Genomic DNA, 24222 nt, shown 5'->3' with positions numbered 1-24222 from the left:
GGCCACCGCCCCCGTCGAACTGCCCGACGGCGCCGCTGTGCTGCCGCCCGGCGCCCTCGGCATCGCCTGGGAGGACCTCGACTACACCTACCCGGGGGCCTCGCGCCCATCCCTGCGCGGGGTGAGCGTGCGCGCGGCGGCCGAACAGTGGACCTGTCTGGTGGGGGTCTCCGGCTCGGGTAAGACGACGCTCGCGCGGCTGGCGCTGCGCTTCGACGATCCCGATCGCGGGCGGGTGCGCGTGGGCGGCGTCGACCTGCGCGAGGCGGCGGCCGACGGCCTGCGTGGCCGGGTGGCGCTGGTGAGCCAGGAGGCGCACCTGTTCCGCATGAGCGTGGCCGACAACGTGCGCCTGGCCCGTCCCGGAGCCACCCGCGAGCAGGTCGAGGCGGCCTGCCGGGTCGCTGCGCTGCATGAGGAGGTGGCGGCCATGCCCGCCGGCTACGACACCCTGCTCGGCGAGCGCGGCGCCTCCGTCTCCGGCGGGCAGCGCCAGCGGCTCGCCTTGGCGCGCGCCCTGCTGGCCGAGCCGGACGTGCTGGTGTTGGACGAGTTCACCAGTCACCTCGACCCCGCCGTCGACGCGCGCGTGCGTGATGGCGTGCACGACTGGGCGGCGCGGCGCGGGGCCACGGTCGTGGAGATCACCCACCGGCTGCACCGCATCGAGCAGGCCGATCACGTCGTCGTGCTCGACGGCGGCCGCGTGGTGCAGTCCGGCGCCCCGCGGGAGCTGCTGGCGGAGGCCGACGGTCCGCTGGCGCGGCTGCGCGCCCGCCAGGGCTGAGGGGTCGGACCGTCAGACGTCCTCGACGTCGGCATAGGACAGCGGGTCCTCGATCGGCTCCAGGTGGGCGGAGACCCGCAGGCTGGGGTCGGCGGAGACCAACTCATCGATCAGCGCCTCGGTGTAGTCGTGGCCCTGCTTGACCGTCCAGGCGCCCGGAACCAGCACGTGCAGGTGGGCGAAGCGGCGGCTGCCCGCCTCGCGGACGCGCACCGCGTGGAAGTCCACCACTCCGGCGCGGCGTCGCTCGTCCAGGATGGCGTTGATCCGCTCCAGCGCCTCCCGGTCCGGGGCCACATCCATGAGTCCGGCCACCGAGTCGCGGATCAGCTGGAATCCGGTCCACATGATGTTCAGGCCCGCTCCCAGTGCGACGACGGCGTCGAGCACCGGCGAATGGAAGACGGCCACCAGGCCCACCCCCAGCAGCACGGCCGCGGAGGTGATCACGTCGGTCAGCAGGTGCTTGGCGTCGGCGACGAGTGTTGCCGAGTGCTCGGCGCGGCCCTTGCGCAGCAGCACCCAGGCAACCAGCGCGTTGATGAGGGAGGCGCCGACCGAGATCACCAGGCCCAGGCTCAGCCGCTCCGGCATGACCGGGGTGATGATCCGCTCCACCGCGGAGAAGATGATGAAGGCGGCGGCCACGAAGATCATGGCGCCTTCGCACACGGAGGAGAAGTACTCCGCCTTGGAGTGGCCGAACTGGTGGTCGTCGTCGGCGGGGCGGATGGCGATCTTGAGCACGACCACCGCCACCAGGGCGGCTACCAGGTTCACCAGGGACTCGGCGGCGTCGGATAGCAGCCCGACCGAGCCGGTCAGCCAGGCGGCCGCCGCCTTGAGCGTGATGGTGGCCAGGGCCGCGCCGACGGAGAGCCAGGCGTAGCCGGACAGGTCCTTAGGCGGGGCGTAGCGCGGAGATGGCACTCCCCGAGTATGGCCGCAGCGGGCGCCCCGGCGGAAGTCGCGTCCGCGTCGCGTACGTGGTTGCGACGCAGAGTCGGCGCGGTCAGTCGGACTGGTTGACGGGGCGGACCTCAGCGTCGTCGACGGTCACCGAGGGGGCCGGGGAGGGCTGCGCGGCGGGCGCGCCGAACAGGCGCTCCTTGACGGCGTCGGCAACCTTGTCGGTGACGGCCTCGCCCTGCTCGCGCACGAAGCTGGAGGCGCGGTTGGAGGCGGCGCTGAGCTTGTCCCGCACGAAGGGCTGATCGGCCAGCTTGGTGGCCGACGCCTTGATCCGCTCGTACTGGGCGCGGCCTGCGCGCGTCCCGAGGACGTAGCCGGCGCCGAGGCCGACGATGAAGGGGAGCTTGCTAGCCATGGATTCCTCCTGCACGGGTGCCGTCTGGTGCGGTCCCTGCACGCAACCCTACCGGCTCCACCCTGGAGTTCGGCTGGGCGAAGGCCCCATGAAGGTCTGACGAGAACTCATTAGGTAAATCTACCTTTGCTATACAGGCGCATTGATCGACCTTATCTTCAGAGCATGGGTGTGCCGCAGCTCTCGTGTCCCTTCCGTTCGGAGCGTATGTCCGCTTCGGCCGGGCCACGCGTGCCGTCGGCTGATAACCCCGCTCCTCCGGAGCCGGAGGCCTGCCCAACGGCGTTGTGGCTCACCGCGCGGCCGCGCCGCTACCAGCCCGCAACAGCCGCCTACGCGGACACCGGCGGGGCCTCCGCCCTGGCGTCGCGGCTCAACTGGCTGCGCGCCGGGGTGCTCGGCGCCAACGACGGCATTGTCAGCGTGGCCGGCCTGGTCATCGGTGTCGCCGCCGCCACCCCCACCGACACCGGCGCCATCATGGCCGCCGGGGTGGCCGGAGTGCTGGCCGGGGCCGTCTCCATGGCCGCCGGCGAGTACGTGTCCGTGTCCACCCAGTCGGATACCGAGCGCGCCTACGTGGCCCGCGAGCGCGCCGAGCTGGACGCCGATCCGGCCGCCGGCGTCGACTCCCTGGCCGCCCACTATCGCGCCAAGGGCCTGACGGATGAGACCGCGCGCCGGGTCGCCCGCGAGCTGACGGTGCACGACGCCGTCGGCGCCCACCTGGAGGCCGAGTTCGGGCTGCGCGAGGACGATTACACCAACCCCTGGCATGCCGCCATCTCCAGCGCGGTGGCGTTCACGGTCGGCTCCATGCTGCCGATGCTGGCCATTCTGCTGCTGCCCGTGAGTGTGAAGATCCCGCTGACCTTCGTGTCCGTGCTGGCCGGGCTGGCACTGACCGGCGCGGTGTCGGCCAAACTCGGTGACGCCCCGGTGCGACCCGCGGTGTTGCGCAACGTATTCGGCGGCGCCCTGGCCATGACCGTCACTTGGGGCATCGGCCACCTCATCGGCGTCGCCGTCTAGCACATCGGCGTCAAGTACACGCGTTTGCTTCAGATACACGAGTTTTAGAGGATTGCACGCGCCCTGCACCTGCAAAGCTCCAAAACTCGTGTGTCCGGCGGGAACTCGTGTCGATGGCGAGGTTCAGCGCTGAGGCTGCACGGCTAGCGCCTCGGGGCGCAGGGCGCGCGCCAGTTCGAAGCCGTCGGCCCCCGCCGCCACTGGCACGCCGGATTCCGCCAGCGCCCGAACCTCCGGCGCCAGCCCCACCGGGTGGGTCAGCTGCGTGCCCGCGAGCACCTGCTCGGTCGGGGTGAGGCGTCGGATCGCCACCGCCGCCACCCGGTCGGAGTGCTCGCGTGCGACCTCCCCGTAGATCAGCGGGTCGTGCTGGCCGTCGTCTCCGACCAGCAGCCACTTCACCTCCGGCAGGTCGATCATGAGCCGACGCAGACCCGTGCGCTTGTGCTCGATGCCGCTGCGGAACAGGCCGGTGTTCGTGGGTCCCCAGTCGGTCATCAGCATGGCCCCCTGCGGGAAGCCGTTGCGTTCGAAGAAGGCGCGGTAGGTCGGCACCACGTTCCAGGCCCCGGTGGACAGGTAGATCACTGGCGTTCCCGGGTGCTCCTGCAGCACCTGCGTGAGCAGCTGCGCCATGCCCGGTACGGGTTCGCGCGAAGATGTGTACTTGACCAACTGGTTCCAGGCGGCCACGAACATGCGGGGCACGTGGGAGACCATGACCGTGTCGTCGATGTCGCACACGACGCCGAGCCGCGGTCCGGGGGCGACGACGAACACCCGTGTGGTCACGGGCTCTGTTCCCGTCGCCTTCAGGGTGGCGTCGTGCCAGCCGGGGGGCAGGCCGTGGCCGCGCACGACGACGTCGACGTACCCCTCCCGGTCGGCGCGGGTCTGTACGCTCGCGGAGCCGAGGTGGACGGTCACCGGCAGGTGCGGGACGGGCACGTCGATGAACATGCGCCAGCCGCGCTGTGCCTCCAGCAGGTTCTGCGCGGCCTGACGGCGCACGTCGCGGGCCGTGGTCGGCAGCTGCTCGGGCAGACGTTGGAACAGGGGTCCCTCGCTGGGAGCGTTGGGTGGGCGCATGACCATGCGCGCCAGCACGCGCGCCATGTCACGCGATGGGGCGTCGGGGGCAGGGACTCCGGTGCGGTCAGGCGCGGCCGAGCCGTAGCCGTCGTAGGCGATCACCCGCGGGCGCCAGCCGCGGCGCCGGAGCACGGGGATCGAGTCACGGTGGAACTGGTCCGCGGCGGCGCGGACGATGTCGGCAAACGGCACCCGTCCATTCTACGGACACCCCTCCGGGCAGCGGCGGGGACGGGACTGGGAGACGGCTGGGAGGACGCTGCGGGCTCTCCGCCCCGCCCCCTTGCCGAGGTCGGTTGAAGTTACGCACCGAGGTCGGTTGATGCTACGTGCCGAGGTCGGTTGATATGGCGACCGGCCGCACGCCACAGGACCACACCGGCGGCCAACGCCCACCATGTGTAGGACGAGCCCACCACCGTCGCCCAGAAGGGCCAGTCCTGCTCGACGTGGTTCTGCTCCGGGAACCACCACTGCATGGCCAGGCCGAACACCGCCGCGCCGGCGGCCGCGGTCGTCAGCAGCGACGGCGACGCCCATGCCAGCCCCGCGGCCACGAGCCCCATGAGAGCGGGCAGGCACCACACCCAGTGGTGCGACCAGGAGATGGGGGAGAGCAGCAGCCCCAGCGTCATCGCCACCGCCGTCTGCAGCACCAGGACCACGCCGTCGGCCGGAGCGGGCGCACCATCAGCGGCCGGGCGCAGGCGATTCAGGCGCACCAGCAGCAGCCAGGCGGCAATGACGGCGGCCGCAGCCAGAACCGCCCAGACCACGTCCCAGGTCTGTGCCGGCAGCCAGCGCGCTACCAGCCCCTTGAGGTTCTGGTTACCGGAGTAGTCCGTGAAGCCCGCACGGGAGGAGTCCCACATCGCCGAGAAGAAGAACTGCGCCGACTCGCTGGGCGAGGCCAGCCAGCTCAGCGCCGTCACCCCGAGGGCGGAGCCGACCATGGTGGCCGCCGCCCGCCACTCCCGCCGCGCCAGGAAGACGAGCACCGCGATCGCCGGGGTCAGTTTGAAGGCGGCGGCCAGTCCCGCCAGCACGCCCCGTAACCGGGAGGCGGGCGGAACCACCAGCAGGTCGAGCGCGACCAGCATCATGAGCACCGCATTGATCTGCCCGTACTCCATGGTCTTGGGGATCGGCTCCATCACTATCACCGCGGCCAGTGCCAGCCACGGGGCGGCGCCCCATGCCACGCGGCGGTCCGCACCCAGGGCGTGCAGCACCGCCCACGCCGTCACCGCGGTGCACACCGGTGTGGCCACCACCAACGCCACCTGGGTGGCCCGGTCCGACCACCAGGTCAGGGGCGTGAGTGCCCAGGCGGCGAACGGCGGGTAGGTGAAGGGCCACAGCTGCTGGTCGGGGTTGGCGTACCAGCCATACAGGCTGCCGCCGGCGTGCCACTGGGCGACCGCGTGGTGGTAGATCCAGGCGTCGAGCTTGAAGGTGGCGGTGCCGTCCTTGCCCCACAGAGTCGGGTAGATGGACAGGGCCAGCGCCGCCCAACCGATCAGGGCGGCGGCAGGGGAAGAGAGCGCGCGCTTGAGGGACTCCACGCCGGGCAGTCTAGGCCGGACGCTCCGGGAGGTCGGGGTCCGCGTCCGCCGCCTGCGGGGAGGCCGGCAGGACGTGGTGCGGGCGGGCATGCCGCAGCGTGCGCAGTCCGGCCAGGCACATGACGACGGCGAGCCACCCCATCGCCGCCACCAGCAGGTAGCCGCCGTGGCTGCCGGCGGCGTCGATCGCATGACCGCCGAACATGGAGCCCAGCGATACCCCGATGTTCATTGCGGTGCCGATCCAGGCCAGCCCCTCGGTGAGCTGAGAGGGCGCCACCGACACCTGGGTGATCGTGTTGCCGGTGGTGACCGTCGGGGCGATCGCCATGCCGGTAAGCGCCATCAGCACCCCCAACACCACCAGGTTCGGCGCGAACATGAGGGTCGAGGCGCCCACCGCCAGCGCCGTGGCGCCGAACAGGAACTGCTGCCACAGCGGCCGGTGCCACGAGCGCGAGCCGTACACGAGAGCCGCGGCGAACGAGCCCACGCCCCAGGCCGCCAGTACTACTCCCGATGCCGACTTCCTGCCCAGTTCGGTGGCGAAGGCGACGGCGGCGACGTCGTTGGCGCCGAACATGGCGCCGGAGGCCAGGAAGACGGCGATCACCGCGACGACGGCGCCGTGCCGCAGCACCGGCACGGTCGCCTGACCCGACGTGGGCTCGGGCGCCGTGCCCGCCGGCGCGCCTGCGCGCGCCTCCCGCCGACGACGGTGCGGCGTCGGCTCGGTGGCCCGCTGGGAGAAGAACCACAGCCCGCCGCCCAATTGCAGGGCGACCGCTGCGATCCAGCCGCTGGTGGGCGGCAGCGAGGTGCACAGCACCGTGGCCAGCACCGGCCCGATGATGAACGCGACCTCGTCGAAGGCGGCCTCAAGGGAGAAGGCGGTGTGCACCTGTTCCGGGGTGGTCAGGATCGTCGTCCAGCGCGAACGCACCAGCGAGCCGAAGGACCCGGCCAAAAGCCCCGCCAGCGCCGACAGCACCAGCAGGACGCCCAGTGGGGCGTGGGCCTGCGCGGCAACCGCCAACCCGACCAGCGCAGCCGCCGAGGCGAGCATCGCCGGCAGCATGATCCGCGACTGCCCGTAGGCGTCGACGAGCCGCGCCAGCACGGGTGCCCCTACGGCGACGGCGACCACGTTCACGGCGGACACGGTTCCGGCCGCCGAGTAACTGCCGTAGAACTCCTGGATCGCCAGGATGGTGGAGATGCCCACCATGGACATGGGGAAGCGGGCGAGCAGGCCCGCGATGGAGAAACCGAGTGCGCCGGGGCGGCGCAGGATCGTGGCGTAGGTCGAGGACATTCAGTTCTGAGAGTTGTGATTGAAACGAAGACCCGCACTCGCGGCGGGGCGGGCGAGGCCGGTCAGCGACTGGTGGTCTCGGCCTCGGAGCGCGACATGCGGAAACCGTTGCCGGACACCTGGCTCCAGCACTCGATCCCGGCCTCGGTGGAGGTGCAGGCGAAGGTGTCGTTCTTGGCCGACGCGCCATAGTTCAGCGAGGCGCCGGCGGCGGAGAAGGAGATGCCGCAACCGCCCTCGGCCTCATCGTCGGTGCCCACGCTCACCGTGAAGGCCTGAGCGTTGGAGTCGTTGCAGGAGCTGTCGGTGGGGACGAAGTCGTGCTCGTTGATGGTGCAGGAGACGGAGTCGTCGCCCAGCACGCAGCTGATGTTGCCCGACGGCGTGGTGAAGGCGGCCATCTCGATGGCGTCGGCGGGGGCGGGCGCGGTCAGGTTCTGGGATGCGGTCGGGCTGGGCGACGGCGTGGGTGACGGCGTCTCCTCGGCCTGCGCCGGCGTGGTGGCGGGCTCCTGCGGGGCCGCAGCCTGAGTGGTGCCGGCGACCGGGGCGGCGTCCTCGCCGCCGTGGTCCGAGCTGAAGAACCACACCACCAGCGCGACCACGAGCACCAGGGCGACGGCGGCGAGGATCCACAGCCACCGGTTGCTGCTGCCCCGCTGCTCTTCCGCCTCGGGGGTGCCGACGCCGAACACTCCCTGGTCGCCGGCCTGCGGCTGCTGGTTGGCGGGCTGGGCCTGCTGGTAGGTGGGCTGGGCGTAGGCAGGCTGCTGGGGCTGGTAGCCCGCCTGCTGTGGGGGCTGTTGGTAGGCGTAGGCGGCGGTGGGTGCGGCCTGGCGGCCCTCCATGATGGGGCGGCGCTCGGGAGTGACCGCACGCGTGACCTCGGGCTGGGAGATGGCCTGGGTAGGTGCTTCCGGGCCGGTCTGGGGGGCTTGCCCGCCGGCCGGTACGGCGGCGCCCGGCTCACTCGCGGCGGCCTGCATTGCCGCCTGTGCCTGCTCCGGGCTCAGGGCCTGCGTGGTCGCGGCGGCATGGCGGCGGGCGAGCGCGGCGTCGACGGCGGGATCTCCCAGGCTGCCGAGCCACTCCAGGAGCGCCGGGTAGGTGCGCGGGTTCTCGGCGATGTAGGGGCGCAAGCCGGGGTAGTTGTTGGCGAGCTCGTGCAGGGTGGTGAGTTCCGCATTGGGGTCGCTTGCCCGTGCGACGAGGTCGTCCTGAGGCTGAGACATGCTGGATCCTTTGTGGCTGCGTGGGCTCGGCCCGCGTGTTTTCGCGGGCGGCCGGTGGGTGCCGGCACCCCGAGCCTACCTGAGAGCACAATTCGGCGGCCCGGCCGGTATCGTCTGGGACACGAGACCGCCCGCATTACTGCACTGCAAGGAGACGTCGATGCCCGAGGACAGCGAGTCATTCGACCCGGTTGAGCCCGACGACTCGGCGGATGCGGCGGCGGCCCTGGCGGCACCACAGTCCCCGGACGACGCCGGGCCGCGGCCGAGCACCGTCGTCGGTGCGGCCACCGACATCGGCCGCTTGCGCCGCGTCAACGAGGACGGCTACCTCGCCCTAGCGCCCGCCTTCATCGTGGTGGACGGCATGGGTGGGCATGCCTCCGGCCGGGCCGCCGCCCGCACCGCCCTGGGCGCACTGCTCCCGCTGGTCGGGAGCCGCATCACCGATCGTGCCGACGTCGTCGACGCCGTCCTCGCGGCCGGTGAGGCGGTAGCCGCGATCCCCTCGCAGGCGGCTAACCCGCCCGGCGCCACCATCGCCGGCGCCGTGCTCGCCGACCTGCCGGAGGGGCGCACGTGGATCGTGTTCAACGTGGGCGACTCGCGCGTCTACCTGCTCCGCGACGACCTGTTGTCCCAGCTGTCCCACGACCACTCCCAGGTGCAGGAGTTGGTGGACGCCGGCCACCTCACCCGGGCCGAGGCCCACATCGACTCGCGCCGCAACGTGGTCACTCGGGCGTTGGGCGCGGGCCTCGACCAGCCCGCCTACCCCGAGCTGCACCTGGTGGAGGCGCGGGTCGGCGACCGCATCCTGGTGTGCTCCGACGGCCTGAGCGACGAGCTCGACGACGACGCCCTGGCCGCCGTGCTCGGCTCGGGCCTGGGGGCGCAGCGCACCGCGGAGGCGGCCGTGGCCGCCGCGCTCGAGGCCGGCGGGCACGACAATGTCACCGCCCTCGTGGTCGACCTGTCGGAGTAGTGGCCGTGAGCACGCAGACGGGCGCCGGGACGCAGGACCTAACGGTGGCGGGCAGATACGGCACCGCCGTCCTGTCGGCCGGGGCGCCGCCGCAAGTGCGCCTGCGTGTGCTGGAGGCCCTGGGCGGTCCGCGCCCCGCCGACGCCGCCCCTGAGCCCGCCCCCGGGGAGACCGGGGCCTGGGCAGACCCGGACCACGCGCCCCGGTCCGTGCCCCTGCCCGAGACCGGCGTTTGGGTGGACACTGCCGACGAGGCCGACGAGGCGGCTCCGCACGCGCAGGGGGACCAGGAGGACGAGGAGCAGCCCGAGCCGGGTGCTGGCTCTGGGCGCCGTCGACGCGGTCGGCGGGTCGACTCGGCGGACGTGCCGGCCCTCGCGCCCGCCTCGGCGGATACAGCGGATGCCGCCGCGTCCCCCGACTCCGGCGGCGACGCCACCCAGACGCTGGGGGAGGCCACCATTGCGCTGGTGACGGAGGCGACGCCGCCTCTGGTCCGTGCCGTCATGTGTGCCGCCGGGCATCCCAACCCGCCCGACGCGGCGGCCTGCCAGGCCTGCGCCGCCCCGCTCACCGGTGAGATTCGGCAGGTGCCCCGCCCGGTGCTGGCGGTGCTGACCCTATCCACCGGGCAGGCCGTGCCGGTGCGCGGCGACGTCGTCGTCGGCCGGGCCCCGCAGACGCCGGCCGGGTCCGAGACGAGTACCCAGCTGCTCACCGTGCCCAGCCCCGCCCACTTCGTATCCCGCTCGCACCTGGAGGTGAGCGTGGCCGGCTGGAGCCTGTTGGCCCGTGACCTCGGCTCCGCCAACGGCACGGTGCTGGTGCGGGCGGGCATGCCACCGGTGCTGCTGGCCAGCGCCCTGCCCACGCCGCTGATCGTCGGCGACCTGCTCGACGTCGGCGACGGCGTGACCTTGCGCGTCGACCCGCCGCTGTGACCCGCGACTGCTTTCACTGGCGAGACGTGTTCCCGGCGAACAGTTGGCAGGCCCATCCGTTACGCTGTTGTTAGTCAAGCAAGTCGATGCGCAGTGAGCGGAGGACCCCATGAGCGACCTGACCTGGACCGAACTGCCCGAGGTCGACCCCGACCGCCCCGACGAGCTCGTCCTCGACTTCTCCGGCGAGGTCTACCGCGTCGGCACCGACGAGACCTTCGTCATCGGCCGCGGCGGTGACCTGGACATCGACGACAACCCCTACCTGCACCGCCGCTTCCTGGTGCTGCGCCACGACTCCGGCCTGTGGTGGATCGCCAACGAGGGCTCACGCCTGTCCGCCACGCTCACCGACGGCGACGGGCTGGTGCAGTCCCGGCTCGCCCCCGGTGCCAGCATGCCGCTGGTGTTCTCCCGCGTCATTCTGACCTTCTCCGCCGGGCCGACGACCTACGAGATCGACCTGATCACCGCCGAGGCCGGGCGCTTCGCCGGCATCGACGGCCACAGCCCGAGCCCACGCGGTCAGACCACCATTGGCGCCACCCCCATGACCCGCTCCCAGCGGCTGCTCATCCTCGCGCTGGCCGAGCCCGTGCTCAAGCGGGCCGGCACCGGCTCGGCCGAGATCCCCTCCTCGGCGTCGGCGGCCGCCCGCCTGGGCTGGTCACTGACCAAGTTCAACCGCAAACTCGACAACGTCTGCGAGAAGCTCGACCGGGTGGGCGTGCGTGGGCTGCGCGGAGGACGCGCCGGCGGCGTCGCCTCCAACCGGCGGGCCGCGCTGGTGGAGCACGCCGTGTCCACCCTGATGGTGACCGCCGAGGACCTGCCCCTGCTGGACGAGGAGCACCGGGCCAACCAGGTCGCCGCCGCGCAGGCCGCAGCCGGCGCCGAGTCCCGCGTGGACACCGCTCCAGTGCCGCACGACTCGGGCCGCGACGCGGGGGACGCATGACAGACCCCGGTGGGGAGTAGTACCCACCACAGTGCCGTGAAACGTCCAGGGGGCTCGTGTAGCCTCCCCGAGACAATGTGCTTGCGGCACGCCCGGCATGGGCCGATGGTCCGGGGCAGAGCCAGAGGAGATTCATGAGCAATCAGCCAGATCCGTCGGGAGTCGGCGCTGTAGGCGCGGGCAACGGCTCCTTCCCGCCGCCCGTCCCCCCGGTTCCGCAGCCGTCGGCCGCGCCGACACCTCCTCCGGCGGCAGCCCCGCCCACCCGGTCCGGCACCGGGCGTCGCGCCCGCACCGCCGCCGTCGGCTCCACGCCGGACACCGACTACCCCAGCACCCAGTCCCTGCCCTCATCCGCCGAACTTGAGCGCGAGGCCGAGCGGACCTCCCGCTCCAACGCCTCTCCGCGCGCCGACGTCGAACGCGCCGGCGAACTACTGGGCCGCGTCAGCGACATCTTCTCCCAGCGGGTCGTCGGGCAGGAGCAGCTGCGCCTGGCCCTGGTCTCCAGCCTCATCGCCGGGGGACACATCCTCCTCGAATCCGTGCCCGGCCTGGCCAAGACCACCGCCGCCCAGACGCTGGCCGCCGCCGTCTCAGGCACCTTCCACCGCATCCAGTGCACCCCCGACCTGATGCCCAACGACATCGTCGGCACCCAGGTCCTCAACTACGCCACCGGCGAGATGACCACCCAGCTCGGCCCGGTCCACGCCAACATCGTGCTGCTGGACGAGATCAACCGCTCCAGCGCCAAGACCCAGTCGGCCATGCTGGAGGCCATGCAGGAGCGGCAGACCTCCATCGGCGGGGTCATCTACCCGCTGCCGCAGCCCTTCATGGTGATGGCCACCCAGAACCCCATCGAGGAGGAGGGCACCTACGTCCTGCCCGAGGCCCAGATGGACCGCTTCCTGATGAAGGAGGTGCTGACCTACCCCAAGCCGGCGGAGGAGGCCGACGTCCTGGACCGCATCTCCAACGGCGCCTTCGAGGAACCCATCCGCACCCGCCCCATCTCCACCGAGGACGTGGAGTGGCTGGCCGGCGCGGTCGAGCGCGTCTACGTGGACCCGGTCATCAAGCAGTACATCGTCGCTCTGGTCAACACCTCCCGCGGCGGTGGGCCACGCCCCATTCCGGGGCTCGAGCGGCACGTGCGCGTGGGCGCCTCCCCGCGTGGCGGCATCGCCCTGATGAAGATCGCCCAGGCGGTCGCCCTGCAGGCCGGCCGCACCTACGTGACCCCCGACGACGTGCGGCTGCTGCGATACGGGGTGCTGCGCCACCGCCTGGTGCTCACCTACGACGCCCTGGCCGACGACATCGCGCCGGAGTCCATCATCGACGCGATCTTCGCGGCCGTCCCCACCCCCTGAGCGGCCCGCCACCATGACCAGCGATCCCGTCTCCGCCAACGCGCCCGAGCCGACCTCCGCCCGACGGCGGTCCGGCTCCCGGGTGGCGCGCGTGCGCGGGCGCCTGTCCCTGCCCACCCTGCGCCGCTCCACCAGCCTGCTGGACGGGCGCCACCGCTCCGTGTTCGTCGGCCACGGCCAGGACTTCGACGACCTGTCCACCTACCGGCCCGGCGACGACGTCACCGACATCGACTGGAAGGCCTCCGCCCGCATCGGTCAGCCGGTGATTAAGCGCTATCAGCGCGAATCCAACCTGCCGCTGGTGCTCGCCGTCGACACCGGCCGCACCATGGCCGCCCAGGCGCCCAGCGGGGAGGACAAGCGCGACCTGGTCCTCGCCGTCGCCGAGGTCTTCGCCTACCTGGCCCGCCTGCGCGGCGACACGGTGGCCCTGGTCGCCGCCGACACCGCCCGCGTGGTCTCCCGCCCGCCGCGGGCCGGCAGCGAGCACGCCGAGATGATCCTGTCCCTGGTTCAGCGCCAGCTGGACAACCTCACCCGCGGTGACGAACTGGCCCCCGGCGCGCCCGGCCCGGCCCTGTCCACCCTGCTGGAGCGCGTCGGCACCTGGCACCGCCGCCGCAGCCTGGTGGTGCTCATCACCGACACCTCCCACCCCGACGCCGCCGCCGACCCCGCCGTGGTCGACCGGCTGCGGCGTCTGTCCGCCCAGCACGAGCTCATCGCCATTCAGATCGCCGACGACAACCCGCTCGCGCCCGGCCGGGGTCGGGCCCGCGACGTCGAACTGACCGGCGAGATTCCCGCCTTTCTGCGTGAAGATGTAAAACTGGCCGCCAGCCTGGCCGCCACCGAGGGGGCTCGCCGCGCCGCCGTGACCGCACTGCTGGACGCTCGTCACATCGAGCACACCGCCATCCACTCCGACGCCACCCTGGTGGACTCCATCGCCTCCCTGCTGGCCCGCCAACGCCTGGCCTCCCGCCGGGGCCGGGGGAGGCGCTGAGCGTGCCAATCAACTATCCCGTACTGATGCCCGTGTGGCTGGTGATCGTCGGCGTGGTCGCGCTGATCGCGGCCGCCGCCTTCATCCTGCGCATCTTCCTGGTGACCCGCCGCGACACTGCCCGCACCGTCGGAGACATCCCCATGGCCGCCTCCGAGCGCAGCCAGTGGGTGCGCCGCGTCGACGCTGCCGCCGCCCGCTACCGCAGCGGCGAACTGGACCTGCGCGGACTGCATCTGGAATTGGCCAGCGCCCTGCGCGGCTTCGCCACCGCCCGCAGTGGTGAGGACATCGTCTCCGCCACCGTCCTGGAAATCCTCGACATGGCCGACACCACCGGCCCCCGCTCCATTCTCGAGCGGCTGCGTCGGGTGCGCGCCAACCGCCGCCCCCTGGACACCAACCCCCTCGGGCACGTCGGCGAACTGCTGGCCGTGTGGGAGCAGCCCTCCTTCGACCGCGACCCCGACGCTGCCGCCGACGCCGCCATCGGCGAGGCCAAGGAGGTGGTCACCCGATGGTGATGCCCTGGCTGGTTGTGCTGATCATCCTGGCTGCCATCGCCGTCGTCGCCCTGGCCGCCACCGGCCGCCTGCCCGGCGGCAGGAGTGCCCGCCGCGGCCCCGCGCCGCGGCGAATCGCCAACTCCGCCGCCCTGCTGACCAGCGCCGTCCTGCGGGAGCGGCTCACCCGTCGGCGCCTGCTGTACGCGGGGATGGGGGCCGTCCTCGCGGTCAGCCTGGCCGCCTCCGCCTCCCTGGCCGGCCGGCCGGTGGAGCGCACCGTGCGCAATGAGTCCCTGGCCAGCCGCGACATCGTGCTGTGCCTGGACATCTCCACCTCCATGGTGACCACCGACTCCAAGATCCTGGACACCTTCGCGCAGCTGCTGGACACCTTCGAGGGGGAGCGGGTGGCGCTGGTCGTCTGGAACACGACCGCGCAGACGATCGTGCCGCTCACCGACGACTACGATCTGCTGCGCGATCAGTTCAACGACATCGCCGATGTGCTCGACTTCGTGCCCGTGCGCGGCAACCCCGCCCTGGAGCGCTACTACCAGACCTTCCCCGGCACCTTCTCCGACGACGTGCTCGCCTCCTCCCTGGCGGGGGATGGGCTCGCCTCCTGCACCCTCGCCTTCGACAACCAGGTCTCCGACCGCTCGCGCTCCATCATCCTGGCCACCGACAACCAGATCCTCGACCCCTACGAGCAGCAGATCTACTCCGTGTCCGAGGCGGCCGACCTGGCCCAGGACGAGTCCATCCGCCTGTTCTCCCTGTTCGGCGCCGACCCGGAGCTGGCCGACCCGGACGTGTCCGGCAAGGATGTGGACGAGGCCCGCGAGGACCTGCGCGACATCACCACCGAGCACGACGGCCGCTTCTACGAGGTCGACGACGCCGACGCCGCCGGCCAGATCGTCCAGGAGCTGGAGGCCGACCAGGTCGACGAGCTGGACACCAACACGCAGGTGCGCGTCACCGACGTGCCCGAGCGGGCCGCCGCCCTGCTGGCGGTGTTCGTACTGGCCTTCCTGGCCGTGGCCGCATGGAGGCGCGCATGAGTCTGGTGCCCCTGTTCGGTTGGCCGCTGACGATCCTGGCGGCGCTCGTCGTCGTCGCCGCGCTGGCCGTCTCCGCCCGCTGGCTGCTGCGCGACGGCGCCGACCCGGGCGCCCGCACCACCTGGTGGCGGCGCGTGGCGCTGGGCGCGGTCGTCGTGCTCATCCTGGCCGGTCCCAGCCTGGCGGCCACGCAGGCGGTGGCTGTTTCGAACGTGGAGATCTACCTGGTGGTGGACCGCACCGGCTCCATGGCCGCCGAGGACTGGGCGGGCGGCCCCGACGCCGGCGGAGGCACCCGCCTGGACGGGGTGCGCGCCGACCTGACCTCCATCCGCGAGGCCTACCCCGACGCCCGCTTCAGCGTGATCGCCCTGGACTCCACGGCCGCCCGCGAGCTGCCCCTGACGCGTGACGTCAACGCCGTCGACGCCTGGATCGGTGCGCTGCAGCAGGAGATCACCAACCGCTCCCACGGCTCCTCCCTGGAGCGCGCCCTGCCGCTGTTGACCCAGACCCTCACCGCGGCCGCCGACTCCAGTCCCGAGGACGCGCGGCTGGTGTACATCCTGTCCGACGGCGAGGCCACCGACGACGGTGCCGGCGCCGACGAGGCCGCAGCCGCCGGGACCAGTTGGGAACAGCTGGCGGAGGTGGTCGACGGTGGCGCGGTGCTCGGCTACGGCACCGAGTCCGGCGGCTCGATGCGCGCCTTCGACGGCTCCGGGAGCGACGGTGCCGACTACATCGTGGACCCGGAAACCGGCGAGGCGGCCGTGTCCGTCCCCGACACCGCCGAATTGCAGTCCGTCGCCGACGCCCTGGGGATCACCTACCTCCAGCGCACCGGTAGTGACGACGACCCCGCCAGCACCTTCACCGATCAGGACGTCGAACAGGTTCTGTCCGACGGCCGCGAGCGCAAGCGCTACACCACCTACGTGGTCTGGCCGCTGGGCGTGATCGCCGCCGGCCTGCTCATCTGGGAGGGCGCCGCCCTCATCCGCGCCGACCGGGCCGTGCAGGACCTGGCCCGCCCCGCCGTCGGCACCCGACCGAGCCAGGCAGGAGGCCCCCGATGACTACCGCCGGCACCCCGGACCCCACCGGCCTGCCCGGAGGGAACGACGCCTTCCGCCCCGGCGCCCGCAGCGAGGCCGACGCCGCCGACTACGCCGCGCGCGTCGGCATCACCGACTCCGCCGACTCGGTCCCCGAGTCCCCCCATCACCGGCGGGCCCGGCTGGCGCGCCGCCGCCGCCTGCTGACCTGGCAGGGGATCCCGGCCGCCGTCGTCGCCGTCGTCGGGGTGTGGATGCTGTTGGTGTGGGGACTGACCTTCGCCGGCAACCATGCGGCCGTGGACGGCAGCTACGCCACCGCGATCGGCCGCTACCAGGCGGTGGAGCGCCTGAACCCGTGGCTGGAGCAGTGGCGCGTGCACTACAACCTGGGCAGCGCCCAACTGCTGGACGATCAGCTCGACGCCGCGGTGGGCGAGCTGGAGGAGGCATTGGAGACCGCCCCTGCCGCAGGCACCGTGCAGGTGCAGGACGACGAGGGCAACGTTGCCACCATCCTGGACCCGGAGTCGCCCGAGTGCCTGGTGCGGGTGAACCTGTACGTCACCCACCTGTCACTGGCCGCGCAGGCGGCGGAGGCGGATGACGCGGATACCTCGGCGGCAGAGCAGGACGCGGCGGTGGAGGCGGCCGGCGAGTGCGAGGTACCGCCGCCCCCGCAGCCCACTCCACCGCAGCCCGACCCCAGCGCGTCCTCCTCGGAGCCGCCCACCGCCGAACCGACGCCCTCGGACGGGTCCACGGGCACGCCCTCTGCGGAGCCGACCGCCACCGGGCAGGGGGATTCATCGGCATCGCCGTCGCCGACCCCGTCGCCCACCCCCACTCCCACCGACGCCAAGCGCCAGGAACTCGAGGATCGCAACGGTGACGCCAACTCCACCACCGGATCCGGCGGCGGGCACGGACGGCAGTGGTGAGGCGCCGGCAGCAGCAGTACTAGCAGGACCGCGGGGCGTCAGCCGGCGGCGCGGGCGGGCCGGGGCGCCGGCTCGGTGGCGTGCGGGGACCGCACCGCGGGAACGGCATGGTCCGGCGTCGGTGCCCCCACGGCGCGCAGCACGAAGGTGTCCAGGGCGTCGAGGTAGGCGGCGCGCGCCCGCGGCTCGGTCGGTGCGGGGCGGCCGCCCAGCACGCAGGCGTGGATCAGCGGGATCACCAGCGCCGGGTCTTGGCGGGGGATGGCGCCGGCGTCCATCGCGTCGGACAGGATCTGGGTGAGCATCGTCGTCATTAGCTCGGCGTGGGCGTGCAGGCGGCCGGCCGTGCCGCGGGAGACCGAGCGCGCCAGCGGGCCGGTGGCCGGGAAGTGATAGTGACGCTTGATCAGTGCCTGTTGGCGCACGTAGACGCGCAGCCGGTCGATGGGGTCGGCGACGTTGCTCAGGGCCTGGGCGAGCTCCTTGGCGTAGCGGCCGGTCTCGTGCTCCATGAAGGCGAGGAGCAGGTCCTCCTTGTCCGTGAAGTGGTTGTACACGGCGGTGCGGCCGACGCCGGCGCGGGCGGCCACGTCGGACAGGGTGATCTTGTCGAAGGGCCGTTGGGCGAGCAGGTCGGACAGGGCGTCGAACAGGGCGCGGCGGGTGCGCTCGCGGTGCTCGGCGAGTGAATTACCCATGATCTTCGGCATGAGGACACCCTAACCCTTAAGGTGACGGAGCGGCGAGAAGTGTCAGCAAGTGGGGTGGGCGAGCACGCGGAGGATCGCCTTCAGGATCGGCCGGTCGGCGGGCAGCCAGGGCAGGGCGGCGACCTTATCCAGCGGTACCCAACTCAGCGCGGCGTGCGCCTCACCTAGGTGGGGCGGCGTCCCGATGGGCTCGGCGAGCCACACGCGCATGCGGAAGCCGTGCATTGCCGGCCAAGCCGGGCTGTCGTCACCCGGGAAAACGCTGCCATCCGGCTGTGCGGCGGAGACCTGTATGCCTCCGGAGATGGCCGCGGCATCACCCTGTCGGGAGCTCCGGGTTGGCGGCGGCACCGCCAGGTCGGGGGAGGGGAGAACCTCAGCCCCCAGCCGCACACTCAGGTCGAGCTCCTCGGCGAGCTCGCGCATCAGCGCGGCCGTCGGGGTCTCGCCCGGCTCCACCTTCCCGCCGGGAAACTCGTACTGGCCGGCGTGCTCGGCCGGATAGGCGCGGGCCGCGCACAGAAGTTTCGTCGCTCCTGGGCTCGGCAGGCAGTCCAGGACGGCGGCGGCCACCACCAGGCGGCCGGGGCGGACACGACGCGTTTCGAGCATGGACCGACCCTAGGTCACGCGCACCGAGGCCGGTCGGGGTCATGGCCGGTTGGGTTCAGCTGTCATGGAATGCACCACTTTCAACCCGCTCTGCCATTGGATCGCCTTGATAACCGCGTCATCGTGCGACCCGGCGATGTTACAAGTGGTGGAGCCGTCTTAAAGTGGTGCATCCTGTGACAGCACCCGCCTGAATCATGGTCGGGGGCACGGCCCGGGATTCGTGTGGGACCTGTCGGCCTTATACAGGAGCACCTGGCAGACTGCGGGCGGTGACCATGATCAGCACGCACGCAATCGACACCACAATGCTCGCCGCGGCGGGGCCGACCCCGGGTGTCGCAGCTGCTGCCCCCGGTGCCGCCGGTTTCTGGGACGGGGTTCTGGCCCGGGTTGCCGCCACTACGCCGCCCGACCCGCGGCTGTTGTGGCCCGCGGCGGTGGTCGTCGCGCTGGCGTGGGCGCTGCCGGTGGTGCGCCGGTGGGCGCGAGCACTGACCACGCTCGTACACGAGGCTGGACACGCCGTCGTCGGCATGCTGGTTGGACGTCGCTTCCACGGCTTCGTCGTCGCGGGAGACCTGTCCGGGCGGGCGGTCACCTCCGGCCGCAGCCGCGGGCCCGGCCGCTGCATCACGGCCTGGGCCGGCTACCCGATGCCTGCGATTGTCGGGGCGGGCGCCGTGCTCGCCGCCCTGTCGGGCTGGGCGGGCGCGGTGTTGGCGGTGGCGCTGGTGGTATTGGTCGTGCTGCTGGCGATGAGCCGGTCCGTGCGTACCGCAGTACTGGTGACGTTGTGCGGCGCGGCGGTGGCGGCCCTGTGGTGGTGGGGTGACACCACCGCAGCCGTGCCGCTGCGCGCCGGCGTGGTGGCAGGCGTTGGACTGCTGTTGTTGGCCGGGGCGTGGGAGTCACTCGGCGACGTCGCCCGCTCGCGTGACGGCGGCGCCGACCACCGCACGCTGGGTGCGCTCACCCCCCTGCCCGCCGGATTCTGGTGGCTGACCTGGACGCTGGTCGACGCCGGTGCGACCTGGCTGGTCGTGCGCGCCGTCGCCGAACTGTGGTGAAGTGCACGCTTCGTCAGGTATCCGCAGGCCGCAAGTGGAGCGGGTGACGGGAATCGAACCCGCGCTGTCAGCTTGGGAAGCTGAAGTTCTACCATTGAACTACACCCGCATGCCCCACCTGGGTGAGGCGCCAGCACAGATTACCACGTGGTCGGCCTGGTGCAATGCGCCACCACCCTGGACCTGGAGACAGCCGGAGCGTGATATACCTCGCGCATGGGGAGAACAACCCCCGAGACGGGCTGCGCGCCGCCGTGCTCATCTGTCAGCATGAGGCCATGACTGCTTCGCCCTTCAGCGCGCCCGAACCGCAGAACAACGATGGCTCCTACGGGGCGAACCTGCCCAATGATGCTCCCACCGTGAGCTACCCATACTCTCAGGGGGCTCAGGGCAACGGCGCTTCAACCGCCTCCACTTCCGAAACCGCCGACCCCTACCGTCAGCTCGACGCCTACCAGGGCACCCAGGGGTACCCGGGCGGCGCCTACCAGCCGGGGTATGACCAGACGCAACAAGCTGGCTACCAGCAGCAGGGGTACCAAGACCCCGCATACGGCCAGGCCGCCTATCAGCAGGGCTACCAGGACCCCGCTTACCAGCAGGGCTACCAGCAGCCGGGCTACCAGGCGCCCGCGGCGGCATACGGTCAGCCCTACGCGATGTACGACCAGAAGTCCAAGGTCGCCGCGGGCCTGCTGGGCATCTTCCTGGGCTCGCTCGGCGTCCATAACTTCTACCTCGGCTACACCGGCAAGGCCGTCGCCCAACTCCTCATCACGCTGCTGTCCCTCGGTTTCCTTGCCGTGGTCTCGGCGATCTGGGGCCTGGTCGAGGGCATCATCATCCTCACCGCCACCCCCGGCGCCCAGCCGTGGGGCGTCGATGCCAGGGGCGTGCCGCTGAGCAACTGAGCTCGTTGCGCCGCCCGACCCGGGTGCCGGGGCGCCGGCAACCTGGCACAATCGGGTGCGTGCTGCTTTCCGACCGTGACATCCGCGCGGAACTCGAATCCGGTCACGTCGGCCTCGAGCCCTACGACCCGGAGATGATCCAGCCCGCGTCCATCGACGTGCGCCTGGACCGCTGGTTCCGCCTATTCGACAACCACCGCTACCCGGTCATCGACCCCGCCGTCGAGCAGGACCGGCTCACTCACCTGGTCGACGTCGGCCCCGACGAGCCGCTGGTGCTGCACCCCGGCGAGTTCGTGCTCGGCTCAACCTACGAGCGCGTCTCCCTGCCCGACGACGTCGCCGCCCGCCTGGAGGGCAAGTCCAGCCTGGGGCGTCTCGGCCTACTGACCCACTCCACCGCCGGCTTCATCGACCCCGGCTTCTCCGGCCACGTCACCCTGGAGCTGTCGAACACGGCCACCATGCCCATCAAGCTCTGGCCCGGCATGAAGGTCGGCCAGTTGTGCTTCTTCCGGCTGTCCTCGCCCGCCGCCGCCCCCTACGGCCAGGGCGCCACCGGCTCGCGCTACCAGGGCCAGCGCGGCCCCACGGCCTCGCGCTCCCATCTGTCCTTCCACCGCATCCGCATCACCGACCCCGGTTTCCCGGCCGACGACGCCGCCGCGTGCCATCCCGAAGGTACCGGGGCATGAGCCAGCCTCAAGAGCCCCGGCCCGCAGGCCCGGCCATGCCGGACTTCTTCACCGCCGGCGCCGACCTGGCCATCACCCTCCCGGACACCACGCTTTCCGCGGTCGGCACCTTCCCGGTGGGGCGCGCCGACACACAGCACCTGCTGCTGCTCGCCGACGACGTCACCGTAGACGAGGTCGAGGCCCTCGCCCTGTCCCTGGACGAACATGCCGGTTGGGTGGGCGCCTCCCGATTGCAGGTGGCTCCCGGCGCCGAGCTGCAGGGGCCCTGGCATGTCGACGGCGAGCTGCGCCGGGTTCTGGAACTGCCCGATTGGGCGTCCCAGGTCATGGTCCTGGACTACCCGCCGCAGCGCGCCGGCGCCCTGCCGCAGGAATTGGCCGGCGTCGACCCACTCACCGATGCCTTCCCGCTCGCTCAGCCGACCGGCACGGAGCTGCTCGCCCTGATCCGCCTGCGTGCCATCGCCCGCCGCCTGGCCGGTGGGATTCGCCTGGCCGGCGACCCGGCCGCGCCCGGCGGCCGCACCCAGCCGGTGCTGGTAATCCCCGACCCGGAGCGCTCCACCACCTTGACCCTGTACTCGCCCGTGTGGATCGTGCCCGACGGCGTCGTCGCGCTGACCGCCCCAGTCGCGCCGGGCGCGCACTTGCTACTACAGCCCGACTCCACGCCGGGGCCAAGCGGTCTAGCGGCCATCCCGTCCGAGGAGTTGGACAGGTTGGTCAAGACGCTGGGGGAGGACGCGCTCGATGCCGCCTGGCGCGCCGCCGAGCAGCGCCGTCAGGAGCAGGCCGAGCAGGAGGCGCAGGCCCTCGCCGCGGGAACTCCCGTGGAGGAGCTGCGCGACGGGTACGGCGTGGTTGCCGATGTGGCGGAGGAGCGCCCCGACTGGGGCGGGATCGAAATCCGCGTTCAGGCGGCCGAGGAGGTGCCGCTGGCGGTGCGCGGCGAGTCCTGGGCACGCGCCGGGGCGATCGCCTACCAGGTTGTGTGGGCACCGCTCGACCCGGCCGACGCTCACCACGAGTACCCTCCCACCGACGTTCGGCGGGCGCGCGATGCCGCCGGGGCACTGATTGAGAAGATCGCCACCACCCTGCTGGGCGGCGCCGGGGGAGTGGTGGTTGACAACGACGGGTTCCTGGTCGGCTTGTAGGCCTGTTTCGGTCCTGCTCGGGAGTTACGTCACTGCGCGTGGGGCCATTGGTTGAGGGTTTGGGTGTAGGTGTCGGGGGTGCCGTAGGTGAGGATGGCTCCTTCGGCTACGGGCACGGTTTTGCTTGCTAGGGCGTGGGCCTGGGCCCAGTGGGGTGAGTCGCGGTGGAAGAACATCTTCCAACCGGGGCCGAAGTCGTAGGGTTCGGGGTCGGGGTTGAGTGGGGCGCCTTGTCTGCTCAGTGCGCCGATGGTGGGGTTGATAATGCGGGCACCGGTGTGTATCAGCCAGTCGGCGAAGTCCTCGTCGGCGTCAATACGCGCCCCCAGGTTGTGGCCTGTGTGCAGGGCGATGAAGTGGGTGTCGGCGAGTCCTAAGCCCAGTTGGATGTCTAGGGTGCTGCCGTCTGCGTCGATGTCCCCGCTGAACAGCATAAGCTGAGCGCCGGGTAGGTCGGGTTTCATGCTTTGGTAGACGGTTTGTCGGAGTTGGTCGAGGGTTTCGATGTTGGGGTTGGCCTCGGCCTGTGCCTTGGTGCGGGCGGTTTCCCGCCACCGGTGGAAGGTGGGGTCATAGGGTTTGATGGCCTGCATGAACTCCCACGCCTTGGCGATCGACTCATCCATTCGCTGGTCAAGGCCGGGCCGATAGATGCTGAAATCTAGATACCATTTCATGGCGTCTGTCCTTTCCTGCTTGCTTGCTGTTGTTGGTTGTGAGTGGTGGTTAGTAGTAGTTGGGTGGGGTGAGGAAGAGCTTGATCGTGGCAGGAAACTTGTTGTGCTTCTGGAGCTCGAGGAGTCGTTCGTATAGTTCTTGTTCGGCGATGTGCCAGTGGATGGGGGTGTTGGTGCCGGTGGCGCGCACCGCGGCGACCTGCTTTTCGTAGGTTGGTGAGCGCCAGGAGGGGCTGTTATTCTGAGTTTTGCCTCAAATGCCGAAACCGGCTTTGAGTGTTTATTTGTTATTGGGCCATTGGTTGAGGGTTTGGGTGTAGGTGTCGGGGGTGCCGTAGGTGAGGATGGCTCCTTCGGCTACGGGCACGGTTTTGCTTGCTAGGGCGTGGGCCTGGGCCCAGTGGGGTGAGTCGCGGTGGAAGAACATCTTCCAGCCAGGTCCGAAGTCGTAGGGTTCGGGGTCGGGGTTGAGAGGGGCGCCGTCTCGTTGTAGTGCGCCGATGGTGGGGTTGATAATGCGGGCACCGGTGTATATCAGCCAGTCGGCGAAGTCCTCGTCGGCGTCAATGCGCGCCCCCAGGTTGTGGCCTGTGTGCAGGCTTATGAAGTGGGTGTCGGGACTGGGCATGCCCAGCTGGATGCTTAGGCTGCTGCCGTCGGCGTCGACATCCCCACTGAACAGCATAATGGTGGGTCCTGGTAGGTCGGGTTTCCAGTTGTTGTGGACGGTTTGTCGGAGTTGGTCGAGGGTTTCGATGTTGGGGTTGGCCTCGGCCTGTGCCTTGGTGCGGGCGGTTTCCCTCCACCGGTAGAGGTTGGGGTCATAGGGTTTGATGGCCTGCATGAACTCCCACGCCTTGGCGATCGACTCATCCATTCGCTGGTCAAGGCCGGGCCGATAGATGCTGAAATCTAGATACCATTTCATGGCGTCTGTCCTTTCCTGCTTGCTTGCTGTTGTTGGTTGTGAGTGGTGGTTAGTAGTAGTTGGGTGGGGTGAGGAAGAGCTTGATCGTGGCAGGAAACTTGTTGTGCTTCTGGAGCTCGAGGAGTCGTTCGTATAGTTCTTGTTCGGCGATGTGCCAGTGGATGGGGGTGTTGGTGCCGGTGGCGCGCACGGCCGCGACCTGGTCCCATGCCTGTTGCTGTATGTCGGGGATGATGTGTTCGCCCCAGGGTTTGTTCATGAGGTT

Annotated in this window: 26 protein-coding genes and 1 tRNA gene; 15 read left to right on the top strand and 12 right to left on the bottom strand. The window is 71.1% G+C overall.

The annotated features are described in order from the left end of the window. The coding region (locus BN1056_RS09595) for an ATP-binding cassette domain-containing protein (protein ID WP_244671632.1) at nt 1-787 on the top strand (787 nt) is incomplete at its 5' end. Nucleotides 788-799: 12 nt separating this feature from the next. On the opposite strand, the gene BN1056_RS09590 is transcribed toward BN1056_RS09595, so the two are convergent. Continuing rightward, on the bottom strand, nt 800-1717 hold the full coding sequence (locus BN1056_RS09590; RefSeq protein ID WP_210580704.1) for a cation diffusion facilitator family transporter: 918 nt from the start codon (nt 1715-1717) through the stop codon (nt 800-802). Between the two features lie 82 nt (nt 1718-1799). Next, nucleotides 1800-2114: a protoporphyrinogen oxidase gene (locus BN1056_RS09585; RefSeq protein WP_073328021.1), complete on the bottom strand. Its 315-nt coding sequence runs from the start codon at nt 2112-2114 to the stop codon at nt 1800-1802. A gap of 207 nt (nt 2115-2321) precedes the next feature. On the opposite strand from BN1056_RS09585, the gene BN1056_RS09580 reads away from it, so the two are divergent. Continuing rightward, nucleotides 2322-3146 carry a VIT1/CCC1 transporter family protein gene (locus BN1056_RS09580; RefSeq protein ID WP_244671631.1) on the top strand — a complete coding sequence of 275 codons (825 nt, stop codon included), beginning with the start codon at nt 2322-2324 and terminating at the stop codon, nt 3144-3146. A 123-nt stretch (nt 3147-3269) separates the two neighbouring features. Here BN1056_RS09580 and BN1056_RS09575 read toward each other — a convergent pair whose 3' ends face one another. The 4 genes from BN1056_RS09575 to BN1056_RS09560 all read right to left on the bottom strand — a co-directional run bounded on the left by BN1056_RS09575 (nt 3270) and on the right by BN1056_RS09560 (nt 8350). Further along, nucleotides 3270-4430, bottom strand: coding sequence for an App1 family protein phosphatidate phosphatase (locus tag BN1056_RS09575; RefSeq protein ID WP_210580702.1), 1161 nt, complete (start codon nt 4428-4430; stop codon nt 3270-3272). A gap of 110 nt (nt 4431-4540) precedes the next feature. Further along, a complete protein-coding gene (locus tag BN1056_RS09570) occupies nt 4541-5803 on the bottom strand; it encodes a glycosyltransferase 87 family protein (RefSeq protein ID WP_244671630.1) in 1263 nt (420 codons plus the stop codon). Between the two features lie 10 nt (nt 5804-5813). Continuing rightward, on the bottom strand, nt 5814-7118 hold the full coding sequence (locus BN1056_RS09565) for an MFS transporter (protein WP_210580698.1): 1305 nt from the start codon (nt 7116-7118) through the stop codon (nt 5814-5816). Nucleotides 7119-7180: 62 nt separating this feature from the next. After that, nucleotides 7181-8350 (bottom strand): variant leucine-rich repeat-containing protein, encoded by a 1170-nt coding sequence (locus tag BN1056_RS09560; protein ID WP_210580696.1) that lies wholly within the window; start codon nt 8348-8350, stop codon nt 7181-7183. Nucleotides 8351-8510: 160 nt separating this feature from the next. On the opposite strand from BN1056_RS09560, the gene BN1056_RS09555 reads away from it, so the two are divergent. The 9 genes from BN1056_RS09555 to BN1056_RS09515 all read left to right on the top strand — a co-directional run bounded on the left by BN1056_RS09555 (nt 8511) and on the right by BN1056_RS09515 (nt 17191). Further along, nucleotides 8511-9335: a PP2C family protein-serine/threonine phosphatase gene (locus BN1056_RS09555; RefSeq protein WP_210580694.1), complete on the top strand. Its 825-nt coding sequence runs from the start codon at nt 8511-8513 to the stop codon at nt 9333-9335. 5 nt (nt 9336-9340) lie between these two features. Then, nucleotides 9341-10276: an FHA domain-containing protein gene (locus tag BN1056_RS09550; protein ID WP_210580692.1), complete on the top strand. Its 936-nt coding sequence runs from the start codon at nt 9341-9343 to the stop codon at nt 10274-10276. Between the two features lie 109 nt (nt 10277-10385). Then, on the top strand, nt 10386-11234 hold the full coding sequence (locus BN1056_RS09545; protein ID WP_244671629.1) for an FHA domain-containing protein: 849 nt from the start codon (nt 10386-10388) through the stop codon (nt 11232-11234). Nucleotides 11235-11368: 134 nt separating this feature from the next. Beyond that, nucleotides 11369-12613 carry an AAA family ATPase gene (locus BN1056_RS09540; protein WP_210580690.1) on the top strand — a complete coding sequence of 415 codons (1245 nt, stop codon included), beginning with the start codon at nt 11369-11371 and terminating at the stop codon, nt 12611-12613. A gap of 13 nt (nt 12614-12626) precedes the next feature. After that, entirely contained in the window at nt 12627-13622 is a 996-nt protein-coding gene (locus tag BN1056_RS09535) for a DUF58 domain-containing protein (protein WP_210580687.1), read from the top strand. A gap of 2 nt (nt 13623-13624) precedes the next feature. Continuing rightward, nucleotides 13625-14146 (top strand): alpha-amylase, encoded by a 522-nt coding sequence (locus tag BN1056_RS09530; protein ID WP_210580685.1) that lies wholly within the window; start codon nt 13625-13627, stop codon nt 14144-14146. Continuing rightward, the gene (locus BN1056_RS09525; protein WP_210580683.1) at nt 14140-15192 is read left to right on the top strand and encodes a vWA domain-containing protein; all 1053 of its coding nucleotides are present in this window, start codon (nt 14140-14142) and stop codon (nt 15190-15192) included. The genes BN1056_RS09530 and BN1056_RS09525 overlap by 7 nt, the downstream gene beginning before the upstream one ends. Beyond that, on the top strand, nt 15189-16271 hold the full coding sequence (locus BN1056_RS09520; protein WP_210580681.1) for a vWA domain-containing protein: 1083 nt from the start codon (nt 15189-15191) through the stop codon (nt 16269-16271). The genes BN1056_RS09525 and BN1056_RS09520 overlap by 4 nt, the downstream gene beginning before the upstream one ends. Then, nucleotides 16268-17191 carry a hypothetical protein gene (locus BN1056_RS09515; RefSeq protein WP_210580680.1) on the top strand — a complete coding sequence of 308 codons (924 nt, stop codon included), beginning with the start codon at nt 16268-16270 and terminating at the stop codon, nt 17189-17191. Before BN1056_RS09520 ends, BN1056_RS09515 begins: the two co-directional genes overlap by 4 nt. 38 nt (nt 17192-17229) lie before the next feature. On the opposite strand, the gene BN1056_RS09510 is transcribed toward BN1056_RS09515, so the two are convergent. Continuing rightward, nucleotides 17230-17901 (bottom strand): TetR/AcrR family transcriptional regulator, encoded by a 672-nt coding sequence (locus BN1056_RS09510; protein ID WP_210580678.1) that lies wholly within the window; start codon nt 17899-17901, stop codon nt 17230-17232. Between the two features lie 42 nt (nt 17902-17943). After that, on the bottom strand, nt 17944-18513 hold the full coding sequence (locus BN1056_RS09505) for a (deoxy)nucleoside triphosphate pyrophosphohydrolase (RefSeq protein WP_210580676.1): 570 nt from the start codon (nt 18511-18513) through the stop codon (nt 17944-17946). Between the two features lie 278 nt (nt 18514-18791). Between BN1056_RS09505 and BN1056_RS09500 the strand changes: the two genes are divergently transcribed. Beyond that, a complete protein-coding gene (locus BN1056_RS09500; protein WP_425306120.1) occupies nt 18792-19583 on the top strand; it encodes a M50 family metallopeptidase in 792 nt (263 codons plus the stop codon). A 35-nt stretch (nt 19584-19618) separates the two neighbouring features. Here BN1056_RS09500 and BN1056_RS09495 read toward each other — a convergent pair. Next, nucleotides 19619-19692: transfer RNA gene (locus tag BN1056_RS09495), tRNA-Gly, on the bottom strand. A gap of 169 nt (nt 19693-19861) precedes the next feature. Here BN1056_RS09495 and BN1056_RS09490 point away from each other — a divergent pair. From BN1056_RS09490 to BN1056_RS09480, 3 genes are read left to right on the top strand one after another with little or no spacing between them, the layout of a single operon-like run. After that, nucleotides 19862-20497: a TM2 domain-containing protein gene (locus tag BN1056_RS09490; RefSeq protein ID WP_210580674.1), complete on the top strand. Its 636-nt coding sequence runs from the start codon at nt 19862-19864 to the stop codon at nt 20495-20497. A gap of 59 nt (nt 20498-20556) precedes the next feature. Further along, nucleotides 20557-21192: a dCTP deaminase gene (dcd, locus tag BN1056_RS09485; protein ID WP_210580672.1), complete on the top strand. Its 636-nt coding sequence runs from the start codon at nt 20557-20559 to the stop codon at nt 21190-21192. Then, on the top strand, nt 21189-22352 hold the full coding sequence (locus BN1056_RS09480; RefSeq protein WP_244671627.1) for a hypothetical protein: 1164 nt from the start codon (nt 21189-21191) through the stop codon (nt 22350-22352). Before dcd ends, BN1056_RS09480 begins: the two co-directional genes overlap by 4 nt. Before the next feature lie 29 nt (nt 22353-22381). On the opposite strand, the gene BN1056_RS09475 is transcribed toward BN1056_RS09480, so the two are convergent. From BN1056_RS09475 to BN1056_RS09465, 3 genes are all read right to left on the bottom strand, one after another. Next, complete coding sequence (locus tag BN1056_RS09475) at nt 22382-23029, bottom strand: hypothetical protein (protein WP_210580670.1); 648 nt, start codon at nt 23027-23029, stop codon at nt 22382-22384. Between the two features lie 280 nt (nt 23030-23309). Continuing rightward, the gene (locus BN1056_RS09470) at nt 23310-23957 is read right to left on the bottom strand and encodes a hypothetical protein (RefSeq protein ID WP_210580668.1); all 648 of its coding nucleotides are present in this window, start codon (nt 23955-23957) and stop codon (nt 23310-23312) included. A 49-nt stretch (nt 23958-24006) separates the two neighbouring features. Beyond that, nucleotides 24007-24222 (bottom strand): hypothetical protein (locus tag BN1056_RS09465; RefSeq protein WP_210580666.1); only part of this gene is annotated, 216 nt, incomplete at its 5' end.

Source organism: Actinomyces succiniciruminis, assembly GCF_900002405.1.
GTDB classification, from domain to species: Bacteria; Actinomycetota; Actinomycetes; order Actinomycetales; family Actinomycetaceae; genus Actinomyces; species Actinomyces succiniciruminis.
Note: the sequence above shows the minus strand (reverse complement) of the source record. Positions and strands in the feature narration are given on the sequence as shown.